Annotated in this window: 17 protein-coding genes; 6 read left to right on the top strand and 11 right to left on the bottom strand. The window is 72.3% G+C overall.

What is annotated here, in order from left to right:
- The first annotated feature begins 156 nt into the window (after positions 1 to 156).
- Together ACIPUC_RS24775 and ACIPUC_RS24770 are read left to right on the top strand one after the other, a co-directional pair.
- Positions 157 to 2,181 carry an ATP-binding cassette domain-containing protein gene (locus ACIPUC_RS24775; RefSeq protein ID WP_446592229.1) on the top strand — a complete coding sequence of 675 codons (2,025 nt, stop codon included), beginning with the start codon at positions 157 to 159 and terminating at the stop codon, positions 2,179 to 2,181.
- A gap of 111 nt (positions 2,182 to 2,292) precedes the next feature.
- The gene (locus ACIPUC_RS24770; protein ID WP_446592227.1) at positions 2,293 to 4,509 is read left to right on the top strand and encodes a terpene synthase family protein; all 2,217 of its coding nucleotides are present in this window, start codon (positions 2,293 to 2,295) and stop codon (positions 4,507 to 4,509) included.
- Between the two features lie 45 nt (positions 4,510 to 4,554).
- Here ACIPUC_RS24770 and ACIPUC_RS24765 read toward each other — a convergent pair whose 3' ends face one another.
- The 7 genes from ACIPUC_RS24765 to ACIPUC_RS24735 form a co-directional block, all read right to left on the bottom strand.
- The gene (locus ACIPUC_RS24765) at positions 4,555 to 5,787 is read right to left on the bottom strand and encodes a GNAT family N-acetyltransferase (RefSeq protein WP_446592225.1); all 1,233 of its coding nucleotides are present in this window, start codon (positions 5,785 to 5,787) and stop codon (positions 4,555 to 4,557) included.
- 116 nt (positions 5,788 to 5,903) lie between these two features.
- The gene (locus tag ACIPUC_RS24760) at positions 5,904 to 7,151 is read right to left on the bottom strand and encodes a YncE family protein (protein WP_446592224.1); all 1,248 of its coding nucleotides are present in this window, start codon (positions 7,149 to 7,151) and stop codon (positions 5,904 to 5,906) included.
- Between the two features lie 139 nt (positions 7,152 to 7,290).
- Positions 7,291 to 8,538 (bottom strand): XdhC family protein, encoded by a 1,248-nt coding sequence (locus ACIPUC_RS24755; RefSeq protein ID WP_446592222.1) that lies wholly within the window; start codon positions 8,536 to 8,538, stop codon positions 7,291 to 7,293.
- 112 nt (positions 8,539 to 8,650) lie between these two features.
- Positions 8,651 to 10,114: an NCS2 family permease gene (locus tag ACIPUC_RS24750; RefSeq protein ID WP_446592220.1), complete on the bottom strand. Its 1,464-nt coding sequence runs from the start codon at positions 10,112 to 10,114 to the stop codon at positions 8,651 to 8,653.
- A 322-nt stretch (positions 10,115 to 10,436) separates the two neighbouring features.
- Positions 10,437 to 12,842, bottom strand: a complete 2,406-nt coding sequence (pucD, locus tag ACIPUC_RS24745; RefSeq protein WP_446592218.1) for a xanthine dehydrogenase subunit D — start codon at positions 12,840 to 12,842, stop codon at positions 10,437 to 10,439.
- 2 nt (positions 12,843 to 12,844) lie between these two features.
- Positions 12,845 to 13,453, bottom strand: coding sequence for a (2Fe-2S)-binding protein (locus tag ACIPUC_RS24740; protein WP_446592216.1), 609 nt, complete (start codon positions 13,451 to 13,453; stop codon positions 12,845 to 12,847).
- 2 nt (positions 13,454 to 13,455) lie between these two features.
- The gene (locus ACIPUC_RS24735; RefSeq protein ID WP_215146374.1) at positions 13,456 to 14,352 is read right to left on the bottom strand and encodes an FAD binding domain-containing protein; all 897 of its coding nucleotides are present in this window, start codon (positions 14,350 to 14,352) and stop codon (positions 13,456 to 13,458) included.
- Positions 14,353 to 14,606: 254 nt separating this feature from the next.
- Here ACIPUC_RS24735 and ACIPUC_RS24730 point away from each other — a divergent pair, with 254 nt between their 5' ends.
- Together ACIPUC_RS24730 and ACIPUC_RS24725 are read left to right on the top strand one after the other, a co-directional pair.
- Positions 14,607 to 16,286, top strand: coding sequence for a PucR family transcriptional regulator (locus tag ACIPUC_RS24730; protein ID WP_446592214.1), 1,680 nt, complete (start codon positions 14,607 to 14,609; stop codon positions 16,284 to 16,286).
- A 165-nt stretch (positions 16,287 to 16,451) separates the two neighbouring features.
- A complete protein-coding gene (locus ACIPUC_RS24725) occupies positions 16,452 to 17,237 on the top strand; it encodes a hypothetical protein (protein ID WP_446592213.1) in 786 nt (261 codons plus the stop codon).
- A gap of 54 nt (positions 17,238 to 17,291) precedes the next feature.
- Here ACIPUC_RS24725 and ACIPUC_RS24720 read toward each other — a convergent pair whose 3' ends face one another.
- A complete protein-coding gene (locus tag ACIPUC_RS24720) occupies positions 17,292 to 17,957 on the bottom strand; it encodes a GntR family transcriptional regulator (protein ID WP_446592211.1) in 666 nt (221 codons plus the stop codon).
- A 103-nt stretch (positions 17,958 to 18,060) separates the two neighbouring features.
- Here ACIPUC_RS24720 and ACIPUC_RS24715 point away from each other — a divergent pair, with 103 nt between their 5' ends.
- Together ACIPUC_RS24715 and ACIPUC_RS24710 are read left to right on the top strand one after the other, a co-directional pair.
- The gene (locus tag ACIPUC_RS24715; protein WP_446592210.1) at positions 18,061 to 18,921 is read left to right on the top strand and encodes a (2Fe-2S)-binding protein; all 861 of its coding nucleotides are present in this window, start codon (positions 18,061 to 18,063) and stop codon (positions 18,919 to 18,921) included.
- Positions 18,922 to 19,117: 196 nt separating this feature from the next.
- Positions 19,118 to 20,176, top strand: coding sequence for a DUF2637 domain-containing protein (locus tag ACIPUC_RS24710; protein WP_446592209.1), 1,059 nt, complete (start codon positions 19,118 to 19,120; stop codon positions 20,174 to 20,176).
- Positions 20,177 to 20,212: 36 nt separating this feature from the next.
- Here the strand turns inward: ACIPUC_RS24710 and ACIPUC_RS24705 are convergent, their stop codons facing one another.
- The 3 genes from ACIPUC_RS24705 to ACIPUC_RS24695 all read right to left on the bottom strand — a co-directional run bounded on the left by ACIPUC_RS24705 (position 20,213) and on the right by ACIPUC_RS24695 (position 23,595).
- On the bottom strand, positions 20,213 to 20,599 hold the full coding sequence (locus tag ACIPUC_RS24705) for an ATP-binding protein (protein ID WP_446592285.1): 387 nt from the start codon (positions 20,597 to 20,599) through the stop codon (positions 20,213 to 20,215).
- A 175-nt stretch (positions 20,600 to 20,774) separates the two neighbouring features.
- Complete coding sequence (locus tag ACIPUC_RS24700) at positions 20,775 to 22,517, bottom strand: pyruvate dehydrogenase (protein WP_446592207.1); 1,743 nt, start codon at positions 22,515 to 22,517, stop codon at positions 20,775 to 20,777.
- Between the two features lie 28 nt (positions 22,518 to 22,545).
- Positions 22,546 to 23,595, bottom strand: coding sequence for a protein phosphatase 2C domain-containing protein (locus ACIPUC_RS24695; RefSeq protein ID WP_446592205.1), 1,050 nt, complete (start codon positions 23,593 to 23,595; stop codon positions 22,546 to 22,548).
- Positions 23,596 to 24,301: the final 706 nt, after the last annotated feature.

The raw sequence follows: 24,301 nt of genomic DNA, 5'->3' as shown, positions 1-24,301 counted from the left end.
TCTGTGCGGGCTTTCGCTCCCCGCGCCCCGTGACGCCGCTCTGAGCAGCCACGTTCTTGCGTCGTCAGTTCGCGGCCGCGGCACCTCGGGAGGAATCTTGCGATCCGTGCACGTTCATGTGGCGTTCGACCCGGCAGCGGGCGGGGGTGGCCGCGGATGAGTCTGCGCATCAGGCTGCTCAAGCGGCCCGCGCCCGCCGAGCCGGCCGTCTCCGAGAGTGAGCGGCGGCTCTTCGGCGGGCCCCTGCGGTACGACGCCGGCTGGGCCAACCACGACTACGCCCGGCTGGAGAGCCGGCTCCTGACCACCCTGCGCTCCATGCCCCGGATGGCCGGCGGGACGATGCGGCTCGCCTGGGACACCGACCGGCGGGCGCTGCTCACCGTCGCCTTCGCCGAGGCCGGGCAGGGAGTCACCTCCGCCGTCGGGCTGCTCGTCCTGAGCCGGGTGCTCCGCACGCTGCTCGGGGCGGGCAGCGCCGCCGACCGGCTGCACGGCGCCCTGCCCGCCCTCGCCGCGGGCGCGCTGGTCGCCGTACTGGGCGCCGTACTGGCCTCGTGGTCCACGGCGGCCGCCGGGCGGCTGGAGCCCAAGGTGGAGCGGGCCGCGCACGAGCAGTACCTCAAGGCGGCCGTCGAGGTGGAGCTCGAGGCCATCGAGGACGGGGAGTTCCGGCGGCTGCTCGACAGCGCCCAGTGGGGTCCGCCGTCGGCCCGCCGGACCGTCGGGGCCTGCGTGGCCACCCTCGGCGGGCTGATCTCGCTGGTCGCCACCGCCGGGGTGCTCACCGTGCTGCACCCGCTGCTGCTGCCCATGCTGCTGCTGATCGCCGCCCCGCGCGGCTGGGGCGCGATGCGGGTGGCCCAGCGCCGCTACCTCTCCATGATCACCTGGGTGGAACACGTCCGCGCCGCCCGCCTCATCGGCCAGCTGCTGATCTCCCGTACGTCGGCCCCCGAGGTGCGGGTGCACGGAGTCGGGCGCTACCTCCTCGGCCACTACCGCAACATGGCCGAGCACGCCGAGGGCGAGGCCACCCGCCTCGCCAAGGACAAGGCGGCCACCGAACTGCTCGCCGCCGCGCTCTCCGGCGTCGCGGCCCTCGTCACCTACACGGCGATGGGCGTGCTCATCGTCACCGGCCGGATGGACCTCGCCGTCGCCGGCACCGCCGTGATCGCGGTGCGCACCGGCTCGGCCAGCCTCGGCTCCCTCGTCGCCACCACCAACACCCTGCACGAGGAGTCCCTGTACGTGAGGGACTTGGAACGGTTCGTCGCCGAGGCCGGCCGCCGCGCCGTCCCGGCCGGCGGAGCGCCCCTGCCCGAGCGGCTCGGCACGCTGCGGCTCGAAGACGTCTCCTTCAGCTACCCGGACCGCGAAGAGCCGGCCCTGAGCGGCGTCTCCCTCACCATCGAGGCGGGCACCGTCGTCGCCCTCGTCGGCGAGAACGGCTCCGGCAAGAGCACCCTCGTCAAACTCCTCGCCGGTCTGCACCTGCCCGACTCCGGCACGCTGACCTGGGACGGGGTCGACGTACGGGAGGCCGACCGGGAGCAGGTCTTCGACCGGGTCTCGCTGCTCACCCAGGACTTCGAGCGCTGGCCGGTGACCGCCCGTACCAACATCGCCATCGGCCGGCCCGGCACCGGGAGCGAGGACGGCTCCCCGGAGCAGACCGCCGGCGTGGCGGCCGCGGCCCGGTACGCGGGCGCCGACCGGGTCGTCGAGAAGCTCCCGCACGGCTACGAGACGCTGCTCGCCCGCATGTTCAGGGGTGCGTCGGAGCTGTCCGGCGGCCAGTGGCAGACGTTCGGACTGGCCCGCACCCGCTTCCGCGACGCGCGCGTGCTGGTCGTGGACGAGCCCACTTCGGCGCTGGACCCGGAGGCGGAGATCGCCGCCTTCGACAGCATCCGCGGCCTGGCCGGCCCGCAGCGCGCGGTCGTCCTGGTCACCCACCGCATGTCGGGGGTGCGGTACGCCGACGTGATCTACGTGCTGCACGAGGGGCGGCTCGTCGAACAGGGCGGCCACGAGGAGCTGCTGGCCCTGGGCGGCCGCTACGCCACCATGTTCCGGATCCAGGCCGCCCAGTACCGCGACAGCGACACGTCCGGGCGAGAGGTCCCTATCCCCTGCCAGGCGGCCGCGCCGCTGAACGACCCGTCCGTCACCTGAAGCAGTGAACTCCCCCTTATCCCAAGGCCACCAGGGGTAGGGCACTGCTGATCTCGTGCGGGGGCCGGGCCCACCGGCCCCCGCACCCATGGACGAAAGGCCGGCCCTGCCGTGACGCAGCCGTTTCAACTGCCGGATTTCTATGTGCCTTATCCGGCGCGACTGAACCCCCACCTGGAGGACGCGAGGGTCCACACCAAGCAATGGGCGCGCGCACTCGGGATGCTGGAAGGTTCCGGCGTCTGGGAGGAGAGAGACCTCGACTCGCACGACTACGCGCTGCTGTGCTCGTACACCCACCCCGACTGCGACAGCGAGGCGCTGTCGCTGGTCACCGACTGGTACGTCTGGGTCTTCTTCTTCGACGACCACTTCCTGGAGATGTACAAGCGCTCGCAGGACCGCGACGGGGCCAAGGACTACCTCGACAGGCTCGCCGCCTTCATGCCGATGGATCTGGCCGACGGCTTCCCCGAGCCCACCAACCCCGTGGAGGCGGGCCTCGCGGACCTCTGGCGGCGTACCGTTCCTGCCATGTCGGTGGACTGGAGGGAACGGTTCTCCGAGTCCACGAAGAACCTCCTCAACGAGTCCATGTGGGAACTGGCCAACATCAACATCGGACGCGTGGCGAACCCCCTCGAGTACATCGAGATGCGCCGCAAGGTGGGCGGCGCCCCCTGGTCCGCCGGCCTGATCGAGTACGTCTCCGCCGAGGTCCCGGCCCGCGTGGCGCACTCGCGGCCGCTCGGCGTGCTCCGCGACGCCTTCTCCGACGCCGTGCACATCAGGAACGACATCTTCTCCTACCAGCGCGAGGTCGCCGACGAGGGTGAACTCTCCAACGCGATCCTGGTGTTGGAGACCTTCCTCGGCTGCACCACCCAGGAGGCCGCTGAGTCCTCCAATGACCTGCTCACCTCCCGCCTCCAGCAGTTCGAGCAGACCGCGCTCGGCGAGCTCCCCCAGCTCTTCGCCGACCACGCCATGAACCCGGCCGAGATCGCCGCCGTCCTCGCCTACGCCAAGGGCCTGCAGGACTGGCAGTCGGGCGGCCACGAGTGGCACATGGTCTCCAGCCGCTACATGAACAAGGAGGCCCGGGCCACCGCCCCGCTCACCCTGCCCTTCCTCCCGTCCGGGCTCGGCACCGCCGCGCTCGACCTGCGGTCCGTCTTCACCCAGCGCTCGATGGACATGCGGCGCCGCTCCTTCACGCACGTCCCGTTCGAGAAGACGGGGCCTTCCGTCATTCCCGACATCTACATGCCGCACCAGCTGAACCTCAGCCCCCACCTCGCGCACGCGCGCGAGGAATCGGTGGCGTGGTCCAAGCGGATGGGCCTGCTCGACCCCCAGCCCGGCGACCCGGGCTCGGCGATCTGGACCGAAGCCAAGCTGCGGGGCTACGACTTCGCGGTCTGCTCGGCCGGACTCGACCCGGACGCCACCCCGGAGGAGCTGGCCCTCAACGCCTCCTGGCTGACCTGGGGCACCTACGGGGACGACTACTACCCGGTGGTGTTCGCGCAGGCCAAGAACCTGCCGGCGGCCAAGGCCACCACGGCGCGGCTCGTCGCGATGATCCCCGTCGACCACGCGGACCAGCCGGAGCCGGCGACGGCGATGGAGCGGGCGCTGGCCGACCTCTGGGTGCGCACCAGCGCCGGCATGTCCGCGCAGCAGCGCACCGAGTTCCGGGCCACGCTGGTGGACATGCTGGAGAGCTGGCTGTGGGAGGTGGACAACCAGATCCAGAACCGCATCCCGGACCCGGTGGACTACGCCGAGATGCGCCGCCGCACCTTCGGCACCTATCTCACGATGTACCTGTGCCGGCTGGGGCACCAGGGGCGGGGCGTTCCGGAGGAGATCTACTCCTCGGGGACGATCCGGTCGCTGGAGAACGCCGTCGCGGACGCCGCCTGCCTGATCAACGACGTCTTCTCCTACCAGAAGGAGGTGGAGGTCGAGGGCGAGGTCCACAACTACATCCTCGTCACACGGAACTTCTTCGACATCGACTACGCGGAGGCGCTGCACATCTGCCATGCGCTGATGACCCAGCGCACGGAGGAGTTCGAGCACATCGTCGCGAACCAGCTGCCGCTGCTCTACGACGACTGGAAGCTCGGCGACGAGGCGCGGGGCGCCCTGGACGCGTACGTCGGCGAGCTGAAGGACTGGCACGCCGCGATCCTCAACTGGCACCAGAAGATCGCCCGTTACCGCCCGCAGGACCTGCACGGGCTGCCCGACGCGCTGTCCACCGGCGTCCTGGACTCCGGTTTCGGCATGTCGGCCGCCCGGATCTCGCTGCCCGTCTGAGCCCGGAGGCGGAGGCGGTCCCCGCGCCCGCCCCCGCTTCGCCGGTCAGAACTCGTCGCTCGTGTGCGGCAGCAGATCGGTCCGCAGAGCCGCGTCCAGCGCCGCCGCCGCGCCGGGCGTGTGCTCGGCGACCAGCCCGGCGGCGACCAGCTCGACGGCCCGGGTCCCGCCCAGGTAGCAGGCGGCCAGCTCCCGTACGTCCAGGACCAGGTCCGGCGCCGCCCGTGCGGGCTCGTACGCGGCCCCGCCCGGCCCGGCCTTCAGCCGGAAGCGCCCGGCGTTCGCGGGCAGCCGTACGTCGGTCAGCTCCAGCACCAGTTCCACCGGCGCGGCCCAGGACCGCTCGGTCAGCGCCGCCCGTACGTCGACCAGGCGCAGCCAGAGCGCCGGGAACTGGCCGGTGACCCGCACCTGGTCCCGGTCGGCGGCGAAGTGCAGCAGCGGGTCGTCGGCCGGGCGGCCCCAGGCGGTGACCCGGCCGGTGAGGTCGAGGGCGGCGAGGCACTCCCACAGGGCGGCGGCGACCGCCGGGGTGTCGGCCTCCAGCTCCTCCACGCGGACCAGGCCCGGTGTGCGGACGGGCCCGCTGTCGTCCTCCGGCTTGGTGCGGTAGAGCACGTAGCCGGCGATGGGCTCCCCCGGGTCGCCCAGGACGATGATCCGCGGCGGGCTCAACTCCTCGTCGTCCTCGTCCTGTTCGGCCAGCCACTCCTGGCTCCACCGCTCGGGGCTGCGGGTCGGCCGGCCGGCCCGCCCGGCTCGGGCGGCCTCGTGGAAGGGCCCGATGACGGCGAGCGCCTCGTCCGGGGCGACGAGGCGCAGCGGACGCCGGTCCGGGGCGATGCGCAGGGGCAGCGGCCGGGTGGAGTCGATCTCGATGGTGACGCCGGTGGTCGCGCCGCCGTAGCCGAAGCGGCCGTAGATGGCGGCCTCGGAGGCCCAGAGGGCGGCGAGGGGGCTGTCGGCGGCCGAGGCGCGCCGCAGCTGCTCGGCCATGAGGGCGGTGAGTACGCCGCGGCGGCGGTGGGTGGGGGCGACGGAGACGAAGGTGAGCCCGGGGCAGCGCAGGTCTGCCCCGGGGACCGAGAGCCGGAAGTCGTGGGCGGCCATGAAGCCGACCAGGGTGTCGCCGTCGTAGGCGCCGATCCGGCTGCAGCGCTCCAGCAGGGCGTGGTGCCGTTCGCGGCCCTCCTTCTCGGGCCGGTCGTTGAAGACCAGGTACGCGAGCTCCAGAGCACGGTCGATGTCGGCCTCGGGTACCTCGCGGATGTCCACCATGATCACGAGACTAATCGGTCATCGGGGGACCGGTCACCTCATAGTGGCTGGATCTGCGCGTTTGACCAGTTTGCAGCGGGCGCGCAGGTCCGTGTGTCCACCCGGCCGCGCACGCGTCACCCGGTGGTGGGACCCGTCCAGCCCGCCGGGACGTGTCCGATCCGGACGCGTTGCGGGTGGTCGCCGACGGGCACGGACACCCGCTTGGCTCCGGTGGCGAAGTCGATGGCGGTCACCCGGTCCGAACCGCTCTCGGAGATCACGCAGGCCGTGCCGTCGCCGTCGACGGTGGCCCAGTACGGCTTGTCGGCGGGCACCAGCGGCCCCTCGGTGAGGGTGGCCCGGTCCACGACGGTCACGTAGTCGTCCATGGTGCCGGCGACGCAGAGCTTGGTCCCGTCGGGGCTCATCGACATGCCGTGGTGGCGGGAGTCGTTGACCCACTTGGTGCGGTCGGTGCTGGTGGCCGGGTTCTCGGGGAGGGTCTTGAGGCGGGTGATCCGGTCGGCGGCCACGTCGTACTCCAGGAAGCCGTTGAAGAACGACACCTGGAAGTAGAGCTTCGACTCGTCGGGGCTGAAGGAGACGGGGCGCACGGCGTCGGACAGGTCCCGGCGGCCGAAGGCGTCCAGCCGCTCGCGCATGTCGATCACCTTGACCGTGCGGAAGGTCTGCGCGTCCACCACCGTGATCTTCCGGTCGCCCTTCGTCCAGTCCAGCCAGGACGCGTCGAGGGCGGAGGTCACGTCGCCGATGGAGCTGTTCCACAGGTAGCGGCCGCCGTCGGTGAAGCTGTTCTCGTGGGGCTTGTCGCCGGTGCCGAAGGAGCCGACCTGCCGGCCCGTGGCGATGTCGAGGACGTGCACGGTGTCGGCGGTGGAGGCCGATACCGCGATCCGGGTCCCGTCGGGCGAGACGGCCATGTGGTCGGCGCGGTAACCGGCCACGGGGAAGCGCCAGTTGATCCGCCCGGTCCGTACGTCGATGGACACGACGTCGGCGAAGCTGGGCCGGGAGGCGACGACGGCCGAGCCGTCGGGGGTGGTGTACATGTCGTCCACGAACTGGTCGTGGCCCTCGCCGGCGGTTTCCCGGATGCCGAGGAAGAAGCCGAGCTTGATCGGGTTGAGGTAGATCTCCCGCAGCCGCTCCTCCTTGTCGGGTATGACGTTGATCCGGCCGACCTTGGCGAGATCGCCGGTGGAGGCGAGGACGTCGGCGGTCCCCTCCCAGTTGTTCCCGACGAAGAGCACCTCGCGCAGGCCGCCGTCGCCGGGAGCGGCCGCGGCGGGCGCGCCGGGAGCGAGGGAGGACAGCAGGGTGGCCGCGGCGAGCGCGCCCAAGGTGCGGAGGGTACGTGACATCCGTTCAACTCCGGTGGGGGGAAGGGATGGAGAAGGTGCCTCCTGTTACCGGCCGGTAAAATAGGCGGAACGCGAAAAGGGCGCAACCCCTAAGCGGTCTCGGGGGTTGCGCCCTTCCTCACGTACGCGGTTCAGCCCTTCAAGCGACGGAGCCGATCCGGCCGATCACGGCGCTCGAGACGCCCTGCGGATCGGGGTGGATCGGGATGTGCGCGCCGGTCAGCGCGACGCCGCTGCCGCCGCGGCGGTTCGCGACGATCTCTGCGCCGATGGACAGCGCGGTCTCCTCCGGGGAGCGGGCGCCGAGGTCCAGGCCGATCGGGGAGCGCAGCCGGGCCAGTTCGAGCTCGGTCACGCCGACCTCGCGGAGCCGCTTGTTGCGGTCCTCGTGGGTGCGGCGGGAGCCCATGGCGCCGACGTAGGCGACGGGCAGCCTGAGGGCCAGTTCGAGGAGCGGGACGTCGAACTTGGCGTCGTGGGTGAGCACGCACAGGACGGTGCGGCCGTCCACCGAGCCCTCCGAGGACTGCGACTCCAGGTAGCGGTGCGGCCAGTCGACGACGATCTCGTCCGCCTCGGGGAAGCGGGTCTTCGTCGCGAAGACGGGCCGCGCGTCGCAGACGGTGACCCGGTAGCCGAGGAACTTTCCGATGCGCACGAGGGCGGAGGCGAAGTCGATGGCACCGAAGACGATCATCCGCGGGGGCGGGACGCTGGCCTCGACCAGCACCTTGAGCGGCTCTCCGCAGAGCCGGCCGTCGGCGCCGATCTCCAGCACGCCGGTCCGGCCGGCGTCGAGCATGGCCCGGGCCTCTTCGGCGACGGCGCGGTCCAGCTCGGGGTGTCCGCCGAGGGCGCCGTCGGCGCCGGGGGCCGGGTCGGTCCCCCCGCTACCGCTGGGAGGTGCCCCCAGCGGCCGCGCACGGAGCGTGCCCTCGTACGAGCCGTCCGGGCGGACCAGGAGCGCTCCGCCGGTCAGGTCCGCGGGGCCCTCGGCGATGCGGGCGACCGCCGCCGCCTCCCCACGGGCGGCGGCGGCCAGACCGGCCGCGAACACCTCCCGCACGGGAGAGCCCACGGGGACCGGGGTCACCAGGATGTCGATGATTCCGCCGCAGGTCAGACCCACGGCGAAGGCATCGTCGTCGCTGTAGCCGAAGCGCTCGCGGACGGTCTCGCCGTCCTCCAGCGCCTGTCGGCACAGCTCGTACACCGCGCCCTCCACGCATCCACCGGATACCGAGCCGATGGCCGTGCCCTCGCCGTCGACGGCGAGCGCGGCCCCGGGCTGCCGGGGCGCGCTCCCGCCGACCGCCACCACGGTGGCGACGGCGAAGTCACGCCCCTGCTCGACCCACCGGTTCAGTTCTTCGGCGATGTCCAGCATGGGGGGCCTCCTCGGAGAGGTTCGGTTTCCAGTATCGGATACGTGAAGAGCGCGGTTCTTGGTACGGATCGAGCCGAGCTGATCAAGCCGTACGGATCGGCTGCGGCGCGGGTCAGCCGACCCCGAGCCAGCCCTCGATCGGGTGGAGCGCGAAGAAGACCAGGAAGATTCCGGTCAGCGCCCACATGAAGCCGCCGATCTCACGGGCCTTGCCCTGAGCGATCTTGATGGCGACGTAGGAGATGACACCCGCGGCGACACCGGCGGTGATCGAGTAGGTGAACGGCATGATCACCACGGTCAGGAAGACCGGGATCGCCGTCGAGCTGTCGGCCCAGTCCACGTGGCGGGCGTTCTGCATCATCATCGCGCCGATGACGACCAGCGCCGCGGAGGCGACCTCACCCGGGACGATCTGCGTGATCGGGGTGAAGAAGAGGCAGGCGGCGAAGAACAGGCCGGTCACGACGGAGGCGAGACCTGTGCGGGCTCCCTCGCCGACGCCGGTCGCGGACTCGACGAATACCGTCTGGCCGGAGCCGCCCGAGACGCCACCGATGGCTCCACCGGCGCCGTCGATGAACAGGGCCTTGGACAGGCCCGGCATGCGGCCCTTGTCGTCGGCGAGCTTGGCCTCGGTGCCGACGCCGATGATGGTGGCCATCGCGTCGAAGAAGCCGGCGAGCACCAGGGTGAAGACGATCATGCCGACCGTCATGTAGCCGACGTCGCCCCAGCCGCCGAAGGAGACGTCACCGAAGAGCGAGAAGTCCGGCATCGAGACCGCGGAGCCGCTGAGCTCCGGGGCACCGTTCTTCCAGGCCTTCGGGTCGATGTCCACGATGGCGTTGAGGATCGCGGCGAGCACGGTGCCGCCGACGATGCCGATCAGGATCGCGCCGGGAACCTTGCGGGCCTGGAGCATGAAGATGGCGATCAGGGTGACGGCGAAGAGCAGCACGGGCCAGCCGGACAGCTCACCGGTCGCGCCGAGCTGGACGGGGGGCATGAACTCCCCGCCGTTGCCGACGAACCCGGCCTTCACGAAGCCGATCAGGGCCACGAACAGGCCGATGCCCATGGTGATGGCGTGCTTGAGCGCGAGGGGGATCGCGTTCATGATCATTTCCCGGAGGCCGGTGACGACCAGGAGGCAGATCACGACGCCGTAGACCACACACATGCCCATGGCCTGCGGCCAGGTCATCTGGGGGGCTACCTGCGAGGCCAGCACGCCGGAGACGGACAGGCCGGCGGCGAGGGCCAGCGGCACCTTGCCGACGAAGCCCATGAGGAGGGTGGTGACGGCCGCGGCGAAGGCGGTGGCGGTGATGATCGCCGATCCGTCCATCACGGTGCCGGCGGCGTCCTTGCCGGAGAGGAGCAGGGGGTTGAGCAGGAGGATGTACGCCATCGCCATGAAGGTCGTGATACCGCCACGAACTTCATTGCCGATGTTGGAACCTCTGTGCGTTATATGAAAGTACCGATCGAGCCAAGAACGCCCCGCGGGGGGACGAGAGCCGTCGCCGGCCTCTTCCGCGGTGGTCTTGGGCTCCACAGACGACTGGGTCATGGTGCCTAACTCCCAAGGTTCAAAGGGGCACCCGCATAAAGATTGGAGACGCGGGATTTGGGAAACTGCGTTGGCTGCACGACCCGGGGTGACGGCCCGAGGCGACGCGAAGGTGCACTGCGTGTACTGCGGGTAGCGCGGGGGTGACCGCTGGTACTACGTGGGGGTTCTTGCAGGGGTACTGCCGGGTGAAGCGGACCGCGAGCGGTGCGGTACTTCGAGTACTCCGGGCGGCGCGGTGTGAAGTGTGACGTTCCCATGTCGCACCGCCCGGAGAGTTTGAGGAGGTCCGGGGGCCTCGCGGCCCCCGGACCACGCCGTCCTAGAGGGTCCCGGTAAGGGCTTCCGGACGGATCGGCGTCTTGTTGAGCTCCAGACCGGTCGCCTGCCGGATCGCCGCGAGGACGGCCGGGGTGGACGACAGGGTCGGGGCCTCGCCCATACCGCGAAGGCCGTACGGCGCGTTCGGGTCGGCGAGCTCCAGGACGTCGACCGGGATGGTCGGGGTGTCCAGGATGGTCGGGATCAGGTAGTCCGTGAAGGAGGGGTTGCGCACCTTCGCGGTCTTCGGGTCCACGATGATCTCTTCCATGATCGCCACGCCGAGGCCCTGGGTGGTACCACCCTGGATCTGGCCGACCACGGAGAGCATGTTCAGGGCCTTGCCGACGTCCTGGGCGGTCGCCAGCTCCACGACCTTGACCAGGCCGAGCTCGGTGTCCACCTCGACGACCGCGCGGTGCGCGGCGAAGGTGTACTGGACGTGGCCGTCGCCCTGGCCGGTCTTCAGGTCGAAGGCGACGGTCGGCCGGTGCCGGAACTCCAGCTCCAGGTCGATCGCGTCCTCGCCCTCGAGGATGTCCGCCAGGTCCGCGAGGACCTCGCCGCCGTCGGTGACGACCTTGCCGCCCTCGAGGAGCAGCTCGGCGGTCGCCCACGCGGGGTGGTAGGAGCCGTTCTTGCGGCGGCCGATCTCCAGGACCTTCTCGCGGACGGCCTCACAGGTGTTCTTCACCGCGCCACCGGTCATGTACGTCTGCCGCGAGGCGGACGTGGAACCGGCGGAGCCGACCTGCGTGTCGGCCGGGTGGATGGTCACCTGCGTGACGCCCAGCTCGGTACGGGCGATCTGCGCGTGGACGGTGACGCCGCCCTGGCCGACCTCCGCCATGGCCGTGTGGACCATCGCGACGGGCTCGCCGTTGATGACCTCGAGCCGCACGCGGGCGGTCGAGTAGTCGTCGAAGCCCTCGGAGAAGCCGACGTTCTTGATGCCGACCGCGTAGCCGACGCCGCGGACGACGCCCTCGCCGTGGGTGGTGTTGGAGAGGCCGCCCGGCAGCGCGCGGACGTCCGCGCCCTCGCCGGCGGTCTCCCACTGGCGCTCCGGCGGCAGCGGGCGGGACTTGACCCGGCGCAGCAGCTCGGCGACCGGCGCCGGGGAGTCCACGACCTGGCCGGTGGGCATGATGGTGCCCATCTCCATGGCGTTCAGCTGGCGGAACTCGACCGGGTCCATGCCCAGCTTCGCCGCGAGCTTGTCCATCTGGGCCTCGTACGCGAAGCAGGCCTGGACGGCGCCGAAGCCGCGCATCGCGCCGCAGGGCGGGTTGTTCGTGTAGAGCGCGATCGCCTCGATGTCGACGTCTTCGACGACGTACGGGCCCACCGAGAGGGAGGACGCGTTGCCGACGACGGCCGGGGAGGCCGAGGCGTAGGCACCGCCGTCGAGCACGATCTTGCACTTCATGTGCGTGATCTTGCCGTCCTTGGTGGCGCCGTGCTCGTAGTAGAGCTTCGCCGGGTGGCGGTGCACGTGGCCGAAGAAGGACTCGAACCGGTTGTAGACGATCTTGACCGGCTTGTTCGTGGCCAGGGCCAGCAGGCAGGCGTGGATCTGCATCGAGATGTCCTCGCGACCGCCGAAGGCACCGCCGACGCCGGAGAGCGTCATGCGCACCTTCTCCTCGGGGAGACCGAGGACGGGGGCGATCTGCTTGAGGTCCGAGTGCAGCCACTGGGTGGCGACGTAGAGGTCGACACCGCCGTCCTCGGACGGCACGGCCAGGCCGGACTCCGGGCCGAGGAAGGCCTGGTCCTGCATGCCGAAGGTGTACTCGCCCTCGACGATGACGTCGGCGCGCTTGCGGGCCTCCTCCACGTTGCCGCGGATGATCGGCTGGCGGTGCACGATGTTCGGGTGCGGGACGTGACCAGAGTGGTGGTCGTCGCGGCCCTCGTGGATCAGCGGCGCGTCGGGAGCGAGGGCGGAGGCCTCGTCCGTGACGACCGGCAGCTCACGGTAGTCGATCTTGATCTTGGCGGCCGCGCGGCGGGCCGTCTCCGGGTGGTCGGCGGCCACGAGGGCGACCGGCTCACCGTGGTGGCGTACCCGGCCGTTGGCGAGAACCGGGGTGTCCTGGATCTCGAGGCCGTAGTTCTTCATCTCGGCCGGCAGGTCGTCGTACGTCAGCACCGAGTAGACGCCCGGCATGGCCAGGGCCTCGGAGATGTCGATGGACGCGATCTCGGCGTGGGCGACGGTGCTGCGCAGGGTCTGGCCCCACAGCATGTCCTCGTGCCACATGTCCGAGGAGTACGCGAACTCACCGGTCACCTTGAGCGTGCCGTCCGGGCGGAGCGTGGACTCGCCGATGCCGCCCTTGGTGTGCTTCTGCGTGACGTTGGTCGGCGTACCCGCCGGAACCGTGCGCGTGTTCTGGGCCATGGTCAGACCGCCTCTGCCTGACGGGCGGCCGCCAGGCGGACCGCGTCGAGGATCTTCTCGTAGCCCGTGCAGCGGCAGAGGTTGCCGGACAGGGCCTCACGGATGTCCTGGTCGGACGGGGAGGAGTTCTCCTCGAGCAGCGCGTCCGCCTGGACCAGGAGGCCCGGGGTGCAGAAACCGCACTGGACGGCGCCGGCGTCGATGAACGCCTGCTGGATGGTGGAGAGCTCGACGCCCTCACCGGTCTGCGAGTCGCCGGGCTTGGCCTGCCACTGCTTGGCCGCGTCCAGGGAGACGCCGCCCTTGCCGCCGCAGCCGCCGCCGGTGCCGCAGGCACCGCCGTGGCCGTGCTCCTCGCGCTGCTTGGCGAACTCCGCCAGGCCCTCGACGGTCACGACGTCGCGACCCTCGACCTGGCCGGCCGCGACCAGGCAGGAACAGACCGGCACGCCGTCGAGGCGGACGGTGCAGGAACCGCACTCGCCCTGCTCACAGGCGTTCTTCGAACCCGGCAGGCCCAGGCGCTCGCGCAGGACGTAGAGGAGGGACTCGCCCTCCCACACGTCGTCGGCTTCCTGCTGACGGCCGTTGACCGTGAAATTGACGCGCATGATTACGCAGCCCCTTCAAGCGAGCGGCCGTTGCCGGTACCGCGGTACTGCTCCCAGGTCCAGACGAGCTGGCGGCGAGCCATGATGCCAACCGCGTGACGGCGGTACTTCGCCGTGCCGCGGACGTCGTCGATCGGGTTGGCCGCGCCGGAGGCGAGGTCACCGAACTGCTTGGCGATCGACGGGGTGATGACCTTGCCCGACTCCCAGAAGCCGCCCTCTTCGAGCGCGGCGTTCAGGAACTCCTCGGCGGCCTTCGCACGGATCGGGGTCGGCGCGGCCGAACCGATACCGGTGCGGACCGTGCGGGTCTCCGGGTGCAGTGCCAGACCGAACGCGCAGACCGCGATGACCATCGCGTTGCGGGAGCCGACCTTGGAGTACTGCTGGGGACCGTCCGCCTTGTCGATGTGGATGGTCTTGATGAGCTCGTCGGCGGCGAGCGCGTTGCGCTTGACGCCGGTGTAGAACTCGTCGATCGGGATCAGGCGAGAGCCGCGTACGGACTCCACCTCGACCTGCGCGCCGGCGGCGAGCAGCGCGGGGTGGGAGTCACCGGCCGGCGAGGCGCAACCGAGGTTGCCGCCGACACCGCCGCGGTTGCGGATCTGCGGGGACGCGACCGTGTGCGAGGCGAGCGCGAGACCCGGGAGCTCCGTCCGGAGGTTCTCCATGATCTGCGTGTACGGGACGGAGGCGCCCAGACGAACCACGTCCTCGCCGACCTCCCACTCCCGCAGCAGACCGATGCGGTTCAGGTCCAGGAGATACTCCGGCCGGCGGTGGTCGAAGTTGATCTCGACCATCACATCGGTGCCACCCGCAATCGGCACAGCTGTGGGGAACTCGGCCTTAGCGGCGAGCGCCTCCTCCCAGCTGGCGGGGCGAAGGAAGTCCATGTGCGGCTCTCTTCTTCTTCATCGTGTCGTTCACTTCAAGCCAGGAGGCCTAAGGGCCCTCGACTGGTCGTTCACGTGCTGTTAACGCGGTGTGGACTCAGTACACCGGCCGCCTGTCCCCCGGGTGCAGTCACCGAAACCATGAAGGAGTTGGCTGACGGCCTCCCTCGTCTTGTAGATTCGTATGAAAGGCAGGATGCGACGACCTGCCCGATTTCCAACGGCAACAATCGAGACAGATCGGCGGCGACATCATGCGGCTGCGCGCACTGCTGGAAACCGAGGCGCTGGGGCTGCGGCTGCTGGGCGGCGAGGAAGAGCTCGACCGGACGGTCCGCGGGGTCATGACGACCGACCTGCGTGATCCCAGCCGATACCTGACCGGGGGCGAACTCGTCCTCACTGGCCTGGCCTGGCGTAGAAATTCAGCCGACTCCGAGCCGTTCGTACGAATCCTGGCGAGCGCGGGCGTCGCCGGGCTCGCGGCCGGCGAGGCGGAGCTGGGAGCCATCCCGGACGATCTGGTATCAGCCTGTCGGCGCAACCGCCTGCCGCTGTTCGCCGTGAACGAAAGCGTTGCATTCGCCACCATCACCGAGTACGTGGTGAGGCAGGTCTCCGGAGAGCGCGCGGGCGATCTCGCGGCCGTCGTGGACCGCCACCGCCGCCTGATGACCTCGGGTCCGGCGGGCGGTGGACCGGACGTGGTGCTTGATCTGCTCACCACCGACCTCGATCTCCGGGCCTGGGTGCTGTCCCCCACCGGCCGGCAGATCGCCGGGGCGGGCGAGCCGCTGGCACCGGGCGTGTGCGCGGCCCTGGCGAGCGAGCACCTCGCGGCGGTCCGGACGGGCCGCAGGGGCCCGCACCGGATCTCCATTCAGGGTATTACCTACTCGCTCTTCCCGATCAGGGGACACGGCCGGGGCGCCACCGGTCCGGGCTCCCGCGACGTGCGCGAGACCGTGCTCTCGGACTGGCTGCTGGCCGTGGAGGCGGACGCCGGCGACTGGCCCGCCGAGCGCCTGGACCTGCTCCAGGGCGTCACCCAGCTGATCGCCGTCGAGCGGGACCGGCGCGACGCCGCCCGCACCGTGCGGCGCCGCCTGGCACAAGAGGTCCTCGAACTGGTCCAGACGGGTGCTCCGCCCGCCGAGATCGCCGCCCGCCTGCGGGTGGCGGCGCCGGTGCTGCTGCCCGGCCTGGGCGCGGCCCCGCACTGGCAGGTCGTCGTGGCCCGGGTGGACTGGGAGGGCGGGGACATCGCCGGCGGCCCGGTGGCCCAGTCGCTGCTGGAGGAGATCCTCGTCGACCCGTCCCTCTCGGGGCCGGAGCCCTCGGACCGGATCGCCGTCGCCCACGCCGGGGACGAGGCCATCGCCCTCGTGCCGCTGCCCTCGCTGACCGGGGAGGGCGGGGAGGACAAGGGCCCCGATACGGCCCTGCACGCCGACGAGCTCCTCACGGCCGTACGCGACCCCCTGCAGGCCGGTCTGGGCGACGACGGCCGGCTCACGCTGGGCGTCAGCGCGGCCGTGCACTCCGCCGAGGGGCTGCGCGGGGCGCTGGAGGAGGCCCGGCACGCCCGCCGGGTCGCCGCTGCCCGCCCGGGCCGGGTCTGCGCTGCCGGCCACCACGAGCTGGCCTCGCACGTGCTGCTGCTGCCGTTCGTACCGGACGACGTGCGGCGCGCCTTCACGGCCCGGCTGCTGGACCCGCTGCGGGACTACGACCGGCGCCACCGCGCGGAGCTCATTCCGACGCTGGAGGCCTTCCTGGACTGCGACGGTTCCTGGACCCGCTGCGCGACGCGGCTGCACCTGCACGTCAACACGCTGCGCTACCGGGTCGGGCGAATCGAGCAGTTGACGGCGCGCGACCTGTCCCGGCTGGAGGACAAGCTCGATTTCTTCCTGGCACTGCGCATGAGCTGAGAAGATCCGCCCCGCGGCCGGCGGGGTCCGGCCGGGGGCCGCTGATGATCCGTCCGGACTTTGTGAAAGAGTTCACCCGACCCCTTGGCCGGAGCCGCCGATCCGTGCTCTCATTTCGCCCCAGGGCTCAACGATGTGCTGCTTGATTGCTTTGGGGAGGGCAATGTGGCGGATACCGCCATGTCGGGTGCCGGAACTACCGGGGGAGACGACCCCCTCCAGCGGGCGATATGGCGGCTGCGCTCGCGCGGCTGTTGGACCGACGCAGCGGCTCTGCTGACGCCACACGTCGGCAAGACCGCGAACGCGGGAGCCGCCGTGCAGCGGACCGCGCTGCTCGTCGAACGGTGCCTGTTCACCGGTCAGGGCTGGGCCGAGGCCGAGGACGCGCTGCGCATCGCCGAGGCGGTCGCGCAGGACGACGACGACCGGGGCGCCGCCGCGTGCGAGCGGGGCCAGCTGGCGTACGCCGCGACCGTGCTCGGCGTACGGGACCGGGCCGACGAGGCCCGCTCCGCGCTGGGCCGGGCGGCGGCCCTGCTGTCGCCGGGGTCCCGGACCCGCCCGCTGCTGGACTTCCGGCGCGGCCTGGTCGCGGAGCACCTCGCGGACGCCCCGCAGGCGGCCCGTCCGGCGTACCACCGGGCGCACGCGGGAGCCGTCGCCCACGGGGACACGCTCCTGCTGTCCTTCACCTGGCGGCACCTGGCGGCGCTGGCCCTGCGGGACGGCGAGGTGGCGGAGGCCCGCCACGGCTTCCTGGAGTCCCTGCGGATCCGGGAGGAGCTGGGCTTCCTGGTCGGCACGGCCCCGGCACTGGCCGCCCTGGCCGAAGCCGAACCGGAACCGGAGGCAGCCCGTCTGCGTGCCGAGGCCCGCCGCCTGTTCCACCTCCTGGGCGGCATCCCCACCTGGCTGGCGGACCAGCTCCACACCGCGCCCGCGGCGTAGCGGCCCCCGCGGCGCCGGTCTGCGGCGGAGCCCCAGCGGCGGGGGCGGGCCGCGTCAGGGGGCGGAGCCCGCGAAGTGTTCGCGGACCAGGGACTCCACGACCGGGAGGTCACCGGCGGCCAGAGCCTCCAGCAGCGCCGCATGCTCCGCCGCATCGGCGACGAGATCCGCCCGGCGGACCCGCGGAGCGCCCGGCAGCGGCCACTGCGCCCGCCGGTGCAGCTCTTCGGCCACCCGGACCAGCTGCGCGTTGCCCGCCAGCGCGAGGACCTCGCGGTGGAAGGCCCGGTCCGCCTCCGCATACCCCGGCACGTCCCCGGCCGCCGCGGCCTCCGCCGTGGCGGCCGCGGCCGGCCGCAGGGCCTCCCAGGTCTCCGCGGGCACGGAGCGGGCCAGCCGGAGCATGACCGGGACCTCCAGCATGGCCCGTACTTCGGCCAGCTCCGCCAGCTCGCGCGGCGTGCGCGACAGAACGCGGAAGCCCCGGTTCGGGAGGCATTCCACCGCCCCCTCCAGGGCCAGCTGCTGCATCGCCTCGCGCACGGGCGTCGCGGACACGCCGAAGCGGTCCCCCAGCGCCGGGCCCGAGTAGATCTCGCCCGGCACCAGCTCGCCGTCGACCAGCGCCGCGCGCAGCGCCTCGAGGACCTGTCCGCGCACGGAATGGCGCAGCACCTTGCGCGTCTGTGCCGGTACCCGGGCTCGGGCCGTGTCGTGCACTCGGTCCTCCTCGGTGTATCGGCCTGTCCCGAGGATACGGCCTGACCGAGATCGGGTAAGGTAAGGCTAACCTGCTAACGATCGCGCGATTTGGTGGTCCGCCATGACCGTCACGGCCTTTCCCCCCGTCGCCGCCTCCCCGGTGGCGGACGCGTACGCCCGGCTGGCCGAGGCCTACGCCGGGCTGCTGGTCGTCGAGCGGCCCGCGCACGAACCCGCCCCTCGCGGTGCGGGATGGGTCGGCGCGGACGAGCTCGCGGCGGGCGGACCGGCCCTGGACGCCTTCCTCGCCTGGGACGAGGCCCAGGTCCTGCGGGACTACGGGCACCAGGCCCGCCCCGACGTCGTCGCGAGCTTCGGACTGCACCGGTACGCGTGGCCGGCCTGCCTGCTGATCACCCTGCCCTGGTTCCTGCACCGGCGGGTCCCCAGCCTCCCGGCCGCCCAGGTGGCCTTCCACCGGACGCTGGGCCGGATGGCCGTACACGTCGAGGGTTTCGCCTGCCTTCCGGACGACCCGGCGGCCGCCCTCCCCGGGGCCCGGGTCGTGCCCGACGAGGAGGCGCTGCGCGCCGAGGTGCGGGCTGCGGTGGCCCAGCACCTCGAACCGGTACTGGCGGGCTTCGGCCCGCGCATGCGGCGCGGGCGCCGCGCCCTGTGGGGCATGGTGACCGACGAGGTCGTCGAGAGCCTCTGGTACGTCGGCCACCTGCTCGGCGAGGAGCAGCGGGCCATGGCCGAGCTGGAGGCCCTGCTGCCCGGCTCGACCGCCCCGTACACCGGGGGTGCGGGATTCCGTACGCTCTCCGCGCCGGACGGCAGCGCGCTGCCCACGCGGGACCGGGCCAGCTGCTGCCTCTTCTACACGATCCGGCCGGACGACACCTGTGTCACCTGCCCCCGGACCTGCGACGCGGACCGCCTCGCCCGCCTCACGGCGGCGGCCGAGGCGATCCCGAGCTGAACCCACCCCCAAGGGTGACGCTAATCGAACCCAACTCTCGTTATGCGGGCGCCAGTTCGAACCACAACACCCTATCCGGCGGGCCCCGCCCCCCGATGGCGTCCACTTGCCCCGAAACCGGCATGCCGAGCCGATCGGCTGCGCCACTATGGCGCCGGAAGGCCGCACACGCGAGGCAGAGGCAAGGGACATCCGCATGAGACTGACCGACATATCGCTGGACTGGCTGCTGCCCGGCAGCCTGTTGATCCTGGGCGTACTTGCGGCAGTTGCGGTACTGGCCCGGGGCAAGCGCGAGAGCGAGAAGGCCGCTGCCGACGACAGCTGGGAGCGCAGCGAGGAGCGCCGCAGGCGCAAGGAGGCCGTCTACGGAACCGCCTCCTACGTCCTGCTCTTCTGCTGCGCGGCGGTCGCCGCCGCGCTCTCCTTCCACGGACTGGTCGGCTTCGGACGGCAGAACCTCAACCTCTCCGGGGGCTGGGAGTACCTGGTCCCCTTCGGCCTCGACGGCGCCGCCATGTTCTGCTCGGTGCTCGCCGTCCGCGAGGCCAGCCACGGCGACGCGGCCCTCGGCTCGCGCATGCTGGTCTGGCTGTTCGCGGGCGCGGCCGCCTGGTTCAACTGGGTGCACGCGCCGCGGGGGCTGGGCCACGACGGGGCCCCGCAGTTCTTCGCCGGCATGTCGCTCTCCGCGGCCGTCCTCTTCGACCGGGCACTCAAACAGACCCGCCGGGCGGCGCTGCGCGAACAGGGCCTGATCCCCCGGCCGCTGCCGCAGATCCGGATGGTCCGCTGGCTGCGGGCACCCCGGGAGACCTTCGGCGCGTGGTCGCTCATGCTGCTGGAAGGGGTGCGCACCCTCGACGAGGCCGTGGACGAGGTGCGCGAGGACAAGAAGGAGAAGGAGAACGACCGGCACCGCCGGCGGGAGCAGCACCGCCTGGACCGTGCGCACATCAGGGCGCTGGGCCGGCAGCACCGGGCCTTCGGCCGGGTGCGCGCCCGCCAGGTCGAGCTCCCGGAACTGACCCAGGGAGCGGGCTCCGCGCCGGTCGGCGCGGAGCCGGCCATACCGGAATCGGGACAACTGCCGCCACGCCGAAGGCCCTCCCTGCAGGCCGTCAGCCGGACCCAATCCCTTGAGGTGACCGGCCCCCGGACGGTGGACCTCACCGCCGAGGACGACACCCAGACGATTCCCCGGCTCGACTCGCTGGAGCGCAAACTGAAGGACCTGGAGCAGCAGTTCGGCTGACCCGCCCCGGTCCTGGACCCCGGAGGGCTCGCCCGCTCAGGCGAGTCCTCCGTCCAGTTCGAACCAGACCACCTTGCCGCGGCCCGGTTCCACCACGTCCACGCCCCACGCGTCGGCGAGCGCCTGCACCAGCAGCAGCCCCCTGCCGTGCGTACCGTCGTCGGCGGTCGGTACGTACGGCAGGGGCCGCCGGGAGGCGTAGTCCCGGACCTCCACCCGCAGCCGGGCGGCGGCGATGCTCGCGGAGACCTCCGCACCCTGCTCGGTGTGGACGAGGGCGTTGGTGACGAGCTCGGTGATCAGGAGCTCGGCCACCTCCGCGGCATCGGCGCGGCACCGGTGGCGCAGCAACTCCCGTAAGGACCGCCGGATTTCACCCACGGCTTTCAGATCCGCCCGGCGCACGCTCCGGCTGATCTCCAGCCCGTCCACCGCTCCCCCGTCCCCGGCCGAGGGAACGCGAGGTACCGGCCGACCCCTCTTCCACGGCTTCCCCGTGTTCGCCCCCACCCGCACGGCGGTGTACCTCCCGCGTTCATTGCTCTCGAACAGGTCTACGGGATGCATGCCCCCCGGACCGGTCCGCACTCCTGCGGGCTCACGGGCGGGGCAGGTTGCGGAGGTTGGATCGAGCCATCTGGATCATCCGGCCCACCCCGCCGTCCAGCACGATCTTGCTGGCGGAAAGGGCGAATCCGGTCACCATCTCGGCGCTGATCCTCGGCGGAATCGACAGGGCGTTGGGGTCGGTCACCACGTCCACCAGAGCGGGTCCCCGGTGCTTGAACGCGTCCTTCAAAGCCCCTGTGAGCTGCTTGGGCTTCTCCACGCGGACCCCGTACGCCCCCGCCGCGCGGGCGATGGCGGCGAAATCGGGATTCGTGTTCGTCGTCCCGTAGGAGGGCAGGCCGGAAACCAGCATCTCCAACTCGACCATGCCCAGGGATGAGTTGTTGAACAGGACCACTTTGACGGGCAGGTCGTACTGCACCAGGGTGAGGAAATCTCCCATCAGCATCGAGAAACCGCCGTCACCCGACATCGACACCACTTGACGGCCCGGGTCGGTGAACTGTGCGCCGATGGCCTGCGGGAGGGCGTTGGCCATCGAGCCGTGGCTGAAGGAACCGATGATGCGCCGCTTGCCGTTCGGGGAAAGATAGCGCGCCGCCCACACGTTGCACATGCCGGTGTCGACGGTGAACACGGCGTCGTCGTCGGCGAGTTCGTCGAGCACCGCGGCCACGTACTCGGGGTGGATGGGCGTGTGCTTCTCCACCTTGCGGGTGTAGGCCTTGACCACGCCTTCCAGGGCGTCGGCGTGCTTCTTCAGCATCCGGTCCAGGAAGCGGCGGTCCGTCTTGGCCCGCACCCGCGTGTTCAGGGCGCGCAGGGTCTCCCGTACGTCTCCCCAGACGGCGAGGTCCAGCTGGGAGCGGCGGCCGAGGTGTTCGGGCCGGATGTCCACCTGGACGATCTTCACGTCGTCGGGGAGGAAGGCGTTGTACGGGAAGTCGGTGCCGAGCAGGATCAGCAGATCGCACTCGTGGGTCGCCTCGTAGGCCGCGCCGTAGCCGAGGAGGCCGCTCATGCCGACGTCGTACGGATTCTCGTACTGGATCCACTCCTTGCCGCGCAGGGCGTGCCCGATGGGCGCCTTGACCCGGCCGGCGAACTCCATGACCTCGGCGTGCGCCCCGGCGGTGCCGCTGCCGCAGAAGAGCGTGACCTTGCCGGCCTCGTCGACGAGGCGGACCAGCTTCTCGATCTCCCCTTCGCCGGGGCGGACCGAGGGCCGGGCGGTGACGAGCGCGTGCTCGACCGACTTCTCCGTCGCGGGCTGCGCGGCCACGTCCCCGGGCAGCGCGACGACACCGACCCCGCTGCGGCCCACGGCGTGCTGGATGGCGGTCTGGAGCACCCGCGGCATCTGCCGGGGATTGGAGATCAGCTCGCTGTAGTGGCTGCACTCGGTGAACAGCCGGTCGGGGTGCGTTTCCTGGAAGTAGCCGAGGCCGATCTCGGAGGAGGGGATGTGGGAGGCGAGCGCGAGGACCGGGGCCATGGAGCGGTGGGCGTCGTACAGGCCGTTGATCAGGTGCAGGTTCCCCGGGCCGCAGGACCCCGCGCAGGCGGCGAGGCGGCCGGTGATCTGGGCCTCGGCGCCGGCCGCGAAGGCCGCCGTCTCCTCGTGGCGGACCTGGATCCAGTCGATGCCACCCGTCCGGCGGATGGCGTCCACCACCGGGTTGAGGCTGTCGCCGACGACCCCGTACAGGCGGCGCACGCCCGCGCGCACGAGGATGTCGACGAACTGTTCTGCCACGTTCTGCTTGGCCATGCCTCCTATCCAGCCATGGGTGTGCCGGTTACGCCTCCCAGACCGCGGCGGCCGTGCGGTCGTCGGCGTAGCCCTTGAGCCGGAGCTGGGTGTCCGCGAGGAAGGCCGCGAGGCCGGGCGGTTCCGGCTCGGCCCAGCGCGCGGCGAGCTCGGCCGGGAGGTCCGGCTCCTCGCGCATCGGCTCCGCCAGGCCGCCGGAACACAGCAGCAGGGTGTCGCCGGGGCGGGCCACGGAGGCCCGGAACCGGAAGCCGCCCTCGGCGTCCTCGTCCGGCCCGGGCGGGGCGGACGGGCCGGGCGCGGCGGACGGGCCGTCCGGCTCCAGGTCCTGCCAGGCGCCGTCCCGCAGCCGGAAGAGCCCGCCCGCCCCGGAGCCGAAGCACACCCGGGTGCGGCATTCGGGGTCCACCGGGAGCAGCAGTGCGCGTACTCCGGCCGTGTAGGCCTCCTCGTCGAGCCCGAGCTCGGCGGCGCGGGCGCGCAGCCGCCCGTACCCGCGGTCGGTGAGGCGCTGGAGGCCCGAGCGCAGGGCGTCGCGGCGCCCGGCCCGGATGTCCTCGGCCAGCCGCTCCTGGCTCCGCCCGACGGCCCCCGCGATGGTCCGGCACAGCTCGGCGGCGGCCTCGGCGGCTCCGGGGGCGGCCCGGTCGCCGCCGGCGAGGGCCACCAGGACCAGGGCGTCGTCGCCGCCGCCGAACCGGGCGGTGAGCAGGAAGTCGCGGCGGGCCTCGCCGCGGAACCGGGCGGAGTCCCCGCGCAGGGAGACGGCGCGCAGGGTGTACGTGCCGTAGCGGGCGCCCTCCAGGACCGTGTCGGGGATCAGCCCGTCCAGGGCGGCCGGGTCGGCGGGCGGGAGCGCGCCGGGCTCGGCGGCGTAGGTCGGCGCGCGGTCGCCGAGGTGGCGCACCTCGGGCCGCCGTTGCGCCGCCGCGGGCTCCGCGACGGTTTGGGGCCCCGGCGCCTCCTCGGCCCGGCCCCCCTCCCGCGGCACCTCCCACCGCCATACGGGCAGCTCGGGCACCGCCTCGGCCCCCCGCACGGGCGGCACGTCCACTCCCCCGAGCGCGTACCCGGTCACACCCCCTTCCCGCGGATCCCGCGCAGCGCCTGCCGGCGGCCGGGCGGGTGGAGGCGGCGGGGCGGCCGCCGCCGGCGGGGCGGTCGGGGGCGCGGCAGCGGCCTGCTGCGGGGCAGCCGGAGGCGGGGCAGCGGCCCTTGGCGGGACGGGGCCGGTCGGCGGCGGGGCAACGGGAGGCAGCCCGGCGGCCGAAGGCGCGCCGGCGGCCGCAGGCGGCGGGCCGGCGGGAGGCCGGCCGGCAACCCCGGGCGGGGCGGCAGCCGGAGGCGGGGCGGCCGTTGGCGGCGCGGCGGCCTGGGGCGGCGGCGCTGCCGGAGGCGGGGCAGCGGGCGGGGCGGTGGCCCGAGGGGCGGCGGGGGGCCATCCCGGCGGGGGTGGCGGTGGGGAGCGGCGGGGGCCCGGGACCAGTGGCTCCGGGGCGGGCGGGCCGTGCGGCGGACCAGGCGGACGCGCCGGGAGTCCCGCCGGCCCCGACACCGGCTCGGGCCCTGGCCGCCCCGGCCGCCCTGGTTCTGGCCGCCCCGGCCCCGAAGCCTGCCCCGGCAACGGCACTGACGCGTGCCCCGGCCCCGAAGCCGGTCCGGATCCCGGGCCCGGCCCTGCTCCCGGGACGGAACCCGATCCCGGCCCGGGCCCAGGCGTCGGCCCCGACGCCTGTCCCGGCACCGACGCCGATCCCGATCCGGATACCTGTCGCGACCCCGAT

It is taken from the genome of Streptomyces sp. LARHCF249, assembly GCF_052871255.1.
This window is presented reverse-complemented; position numbering and strand designations above follow the sequence as displayed.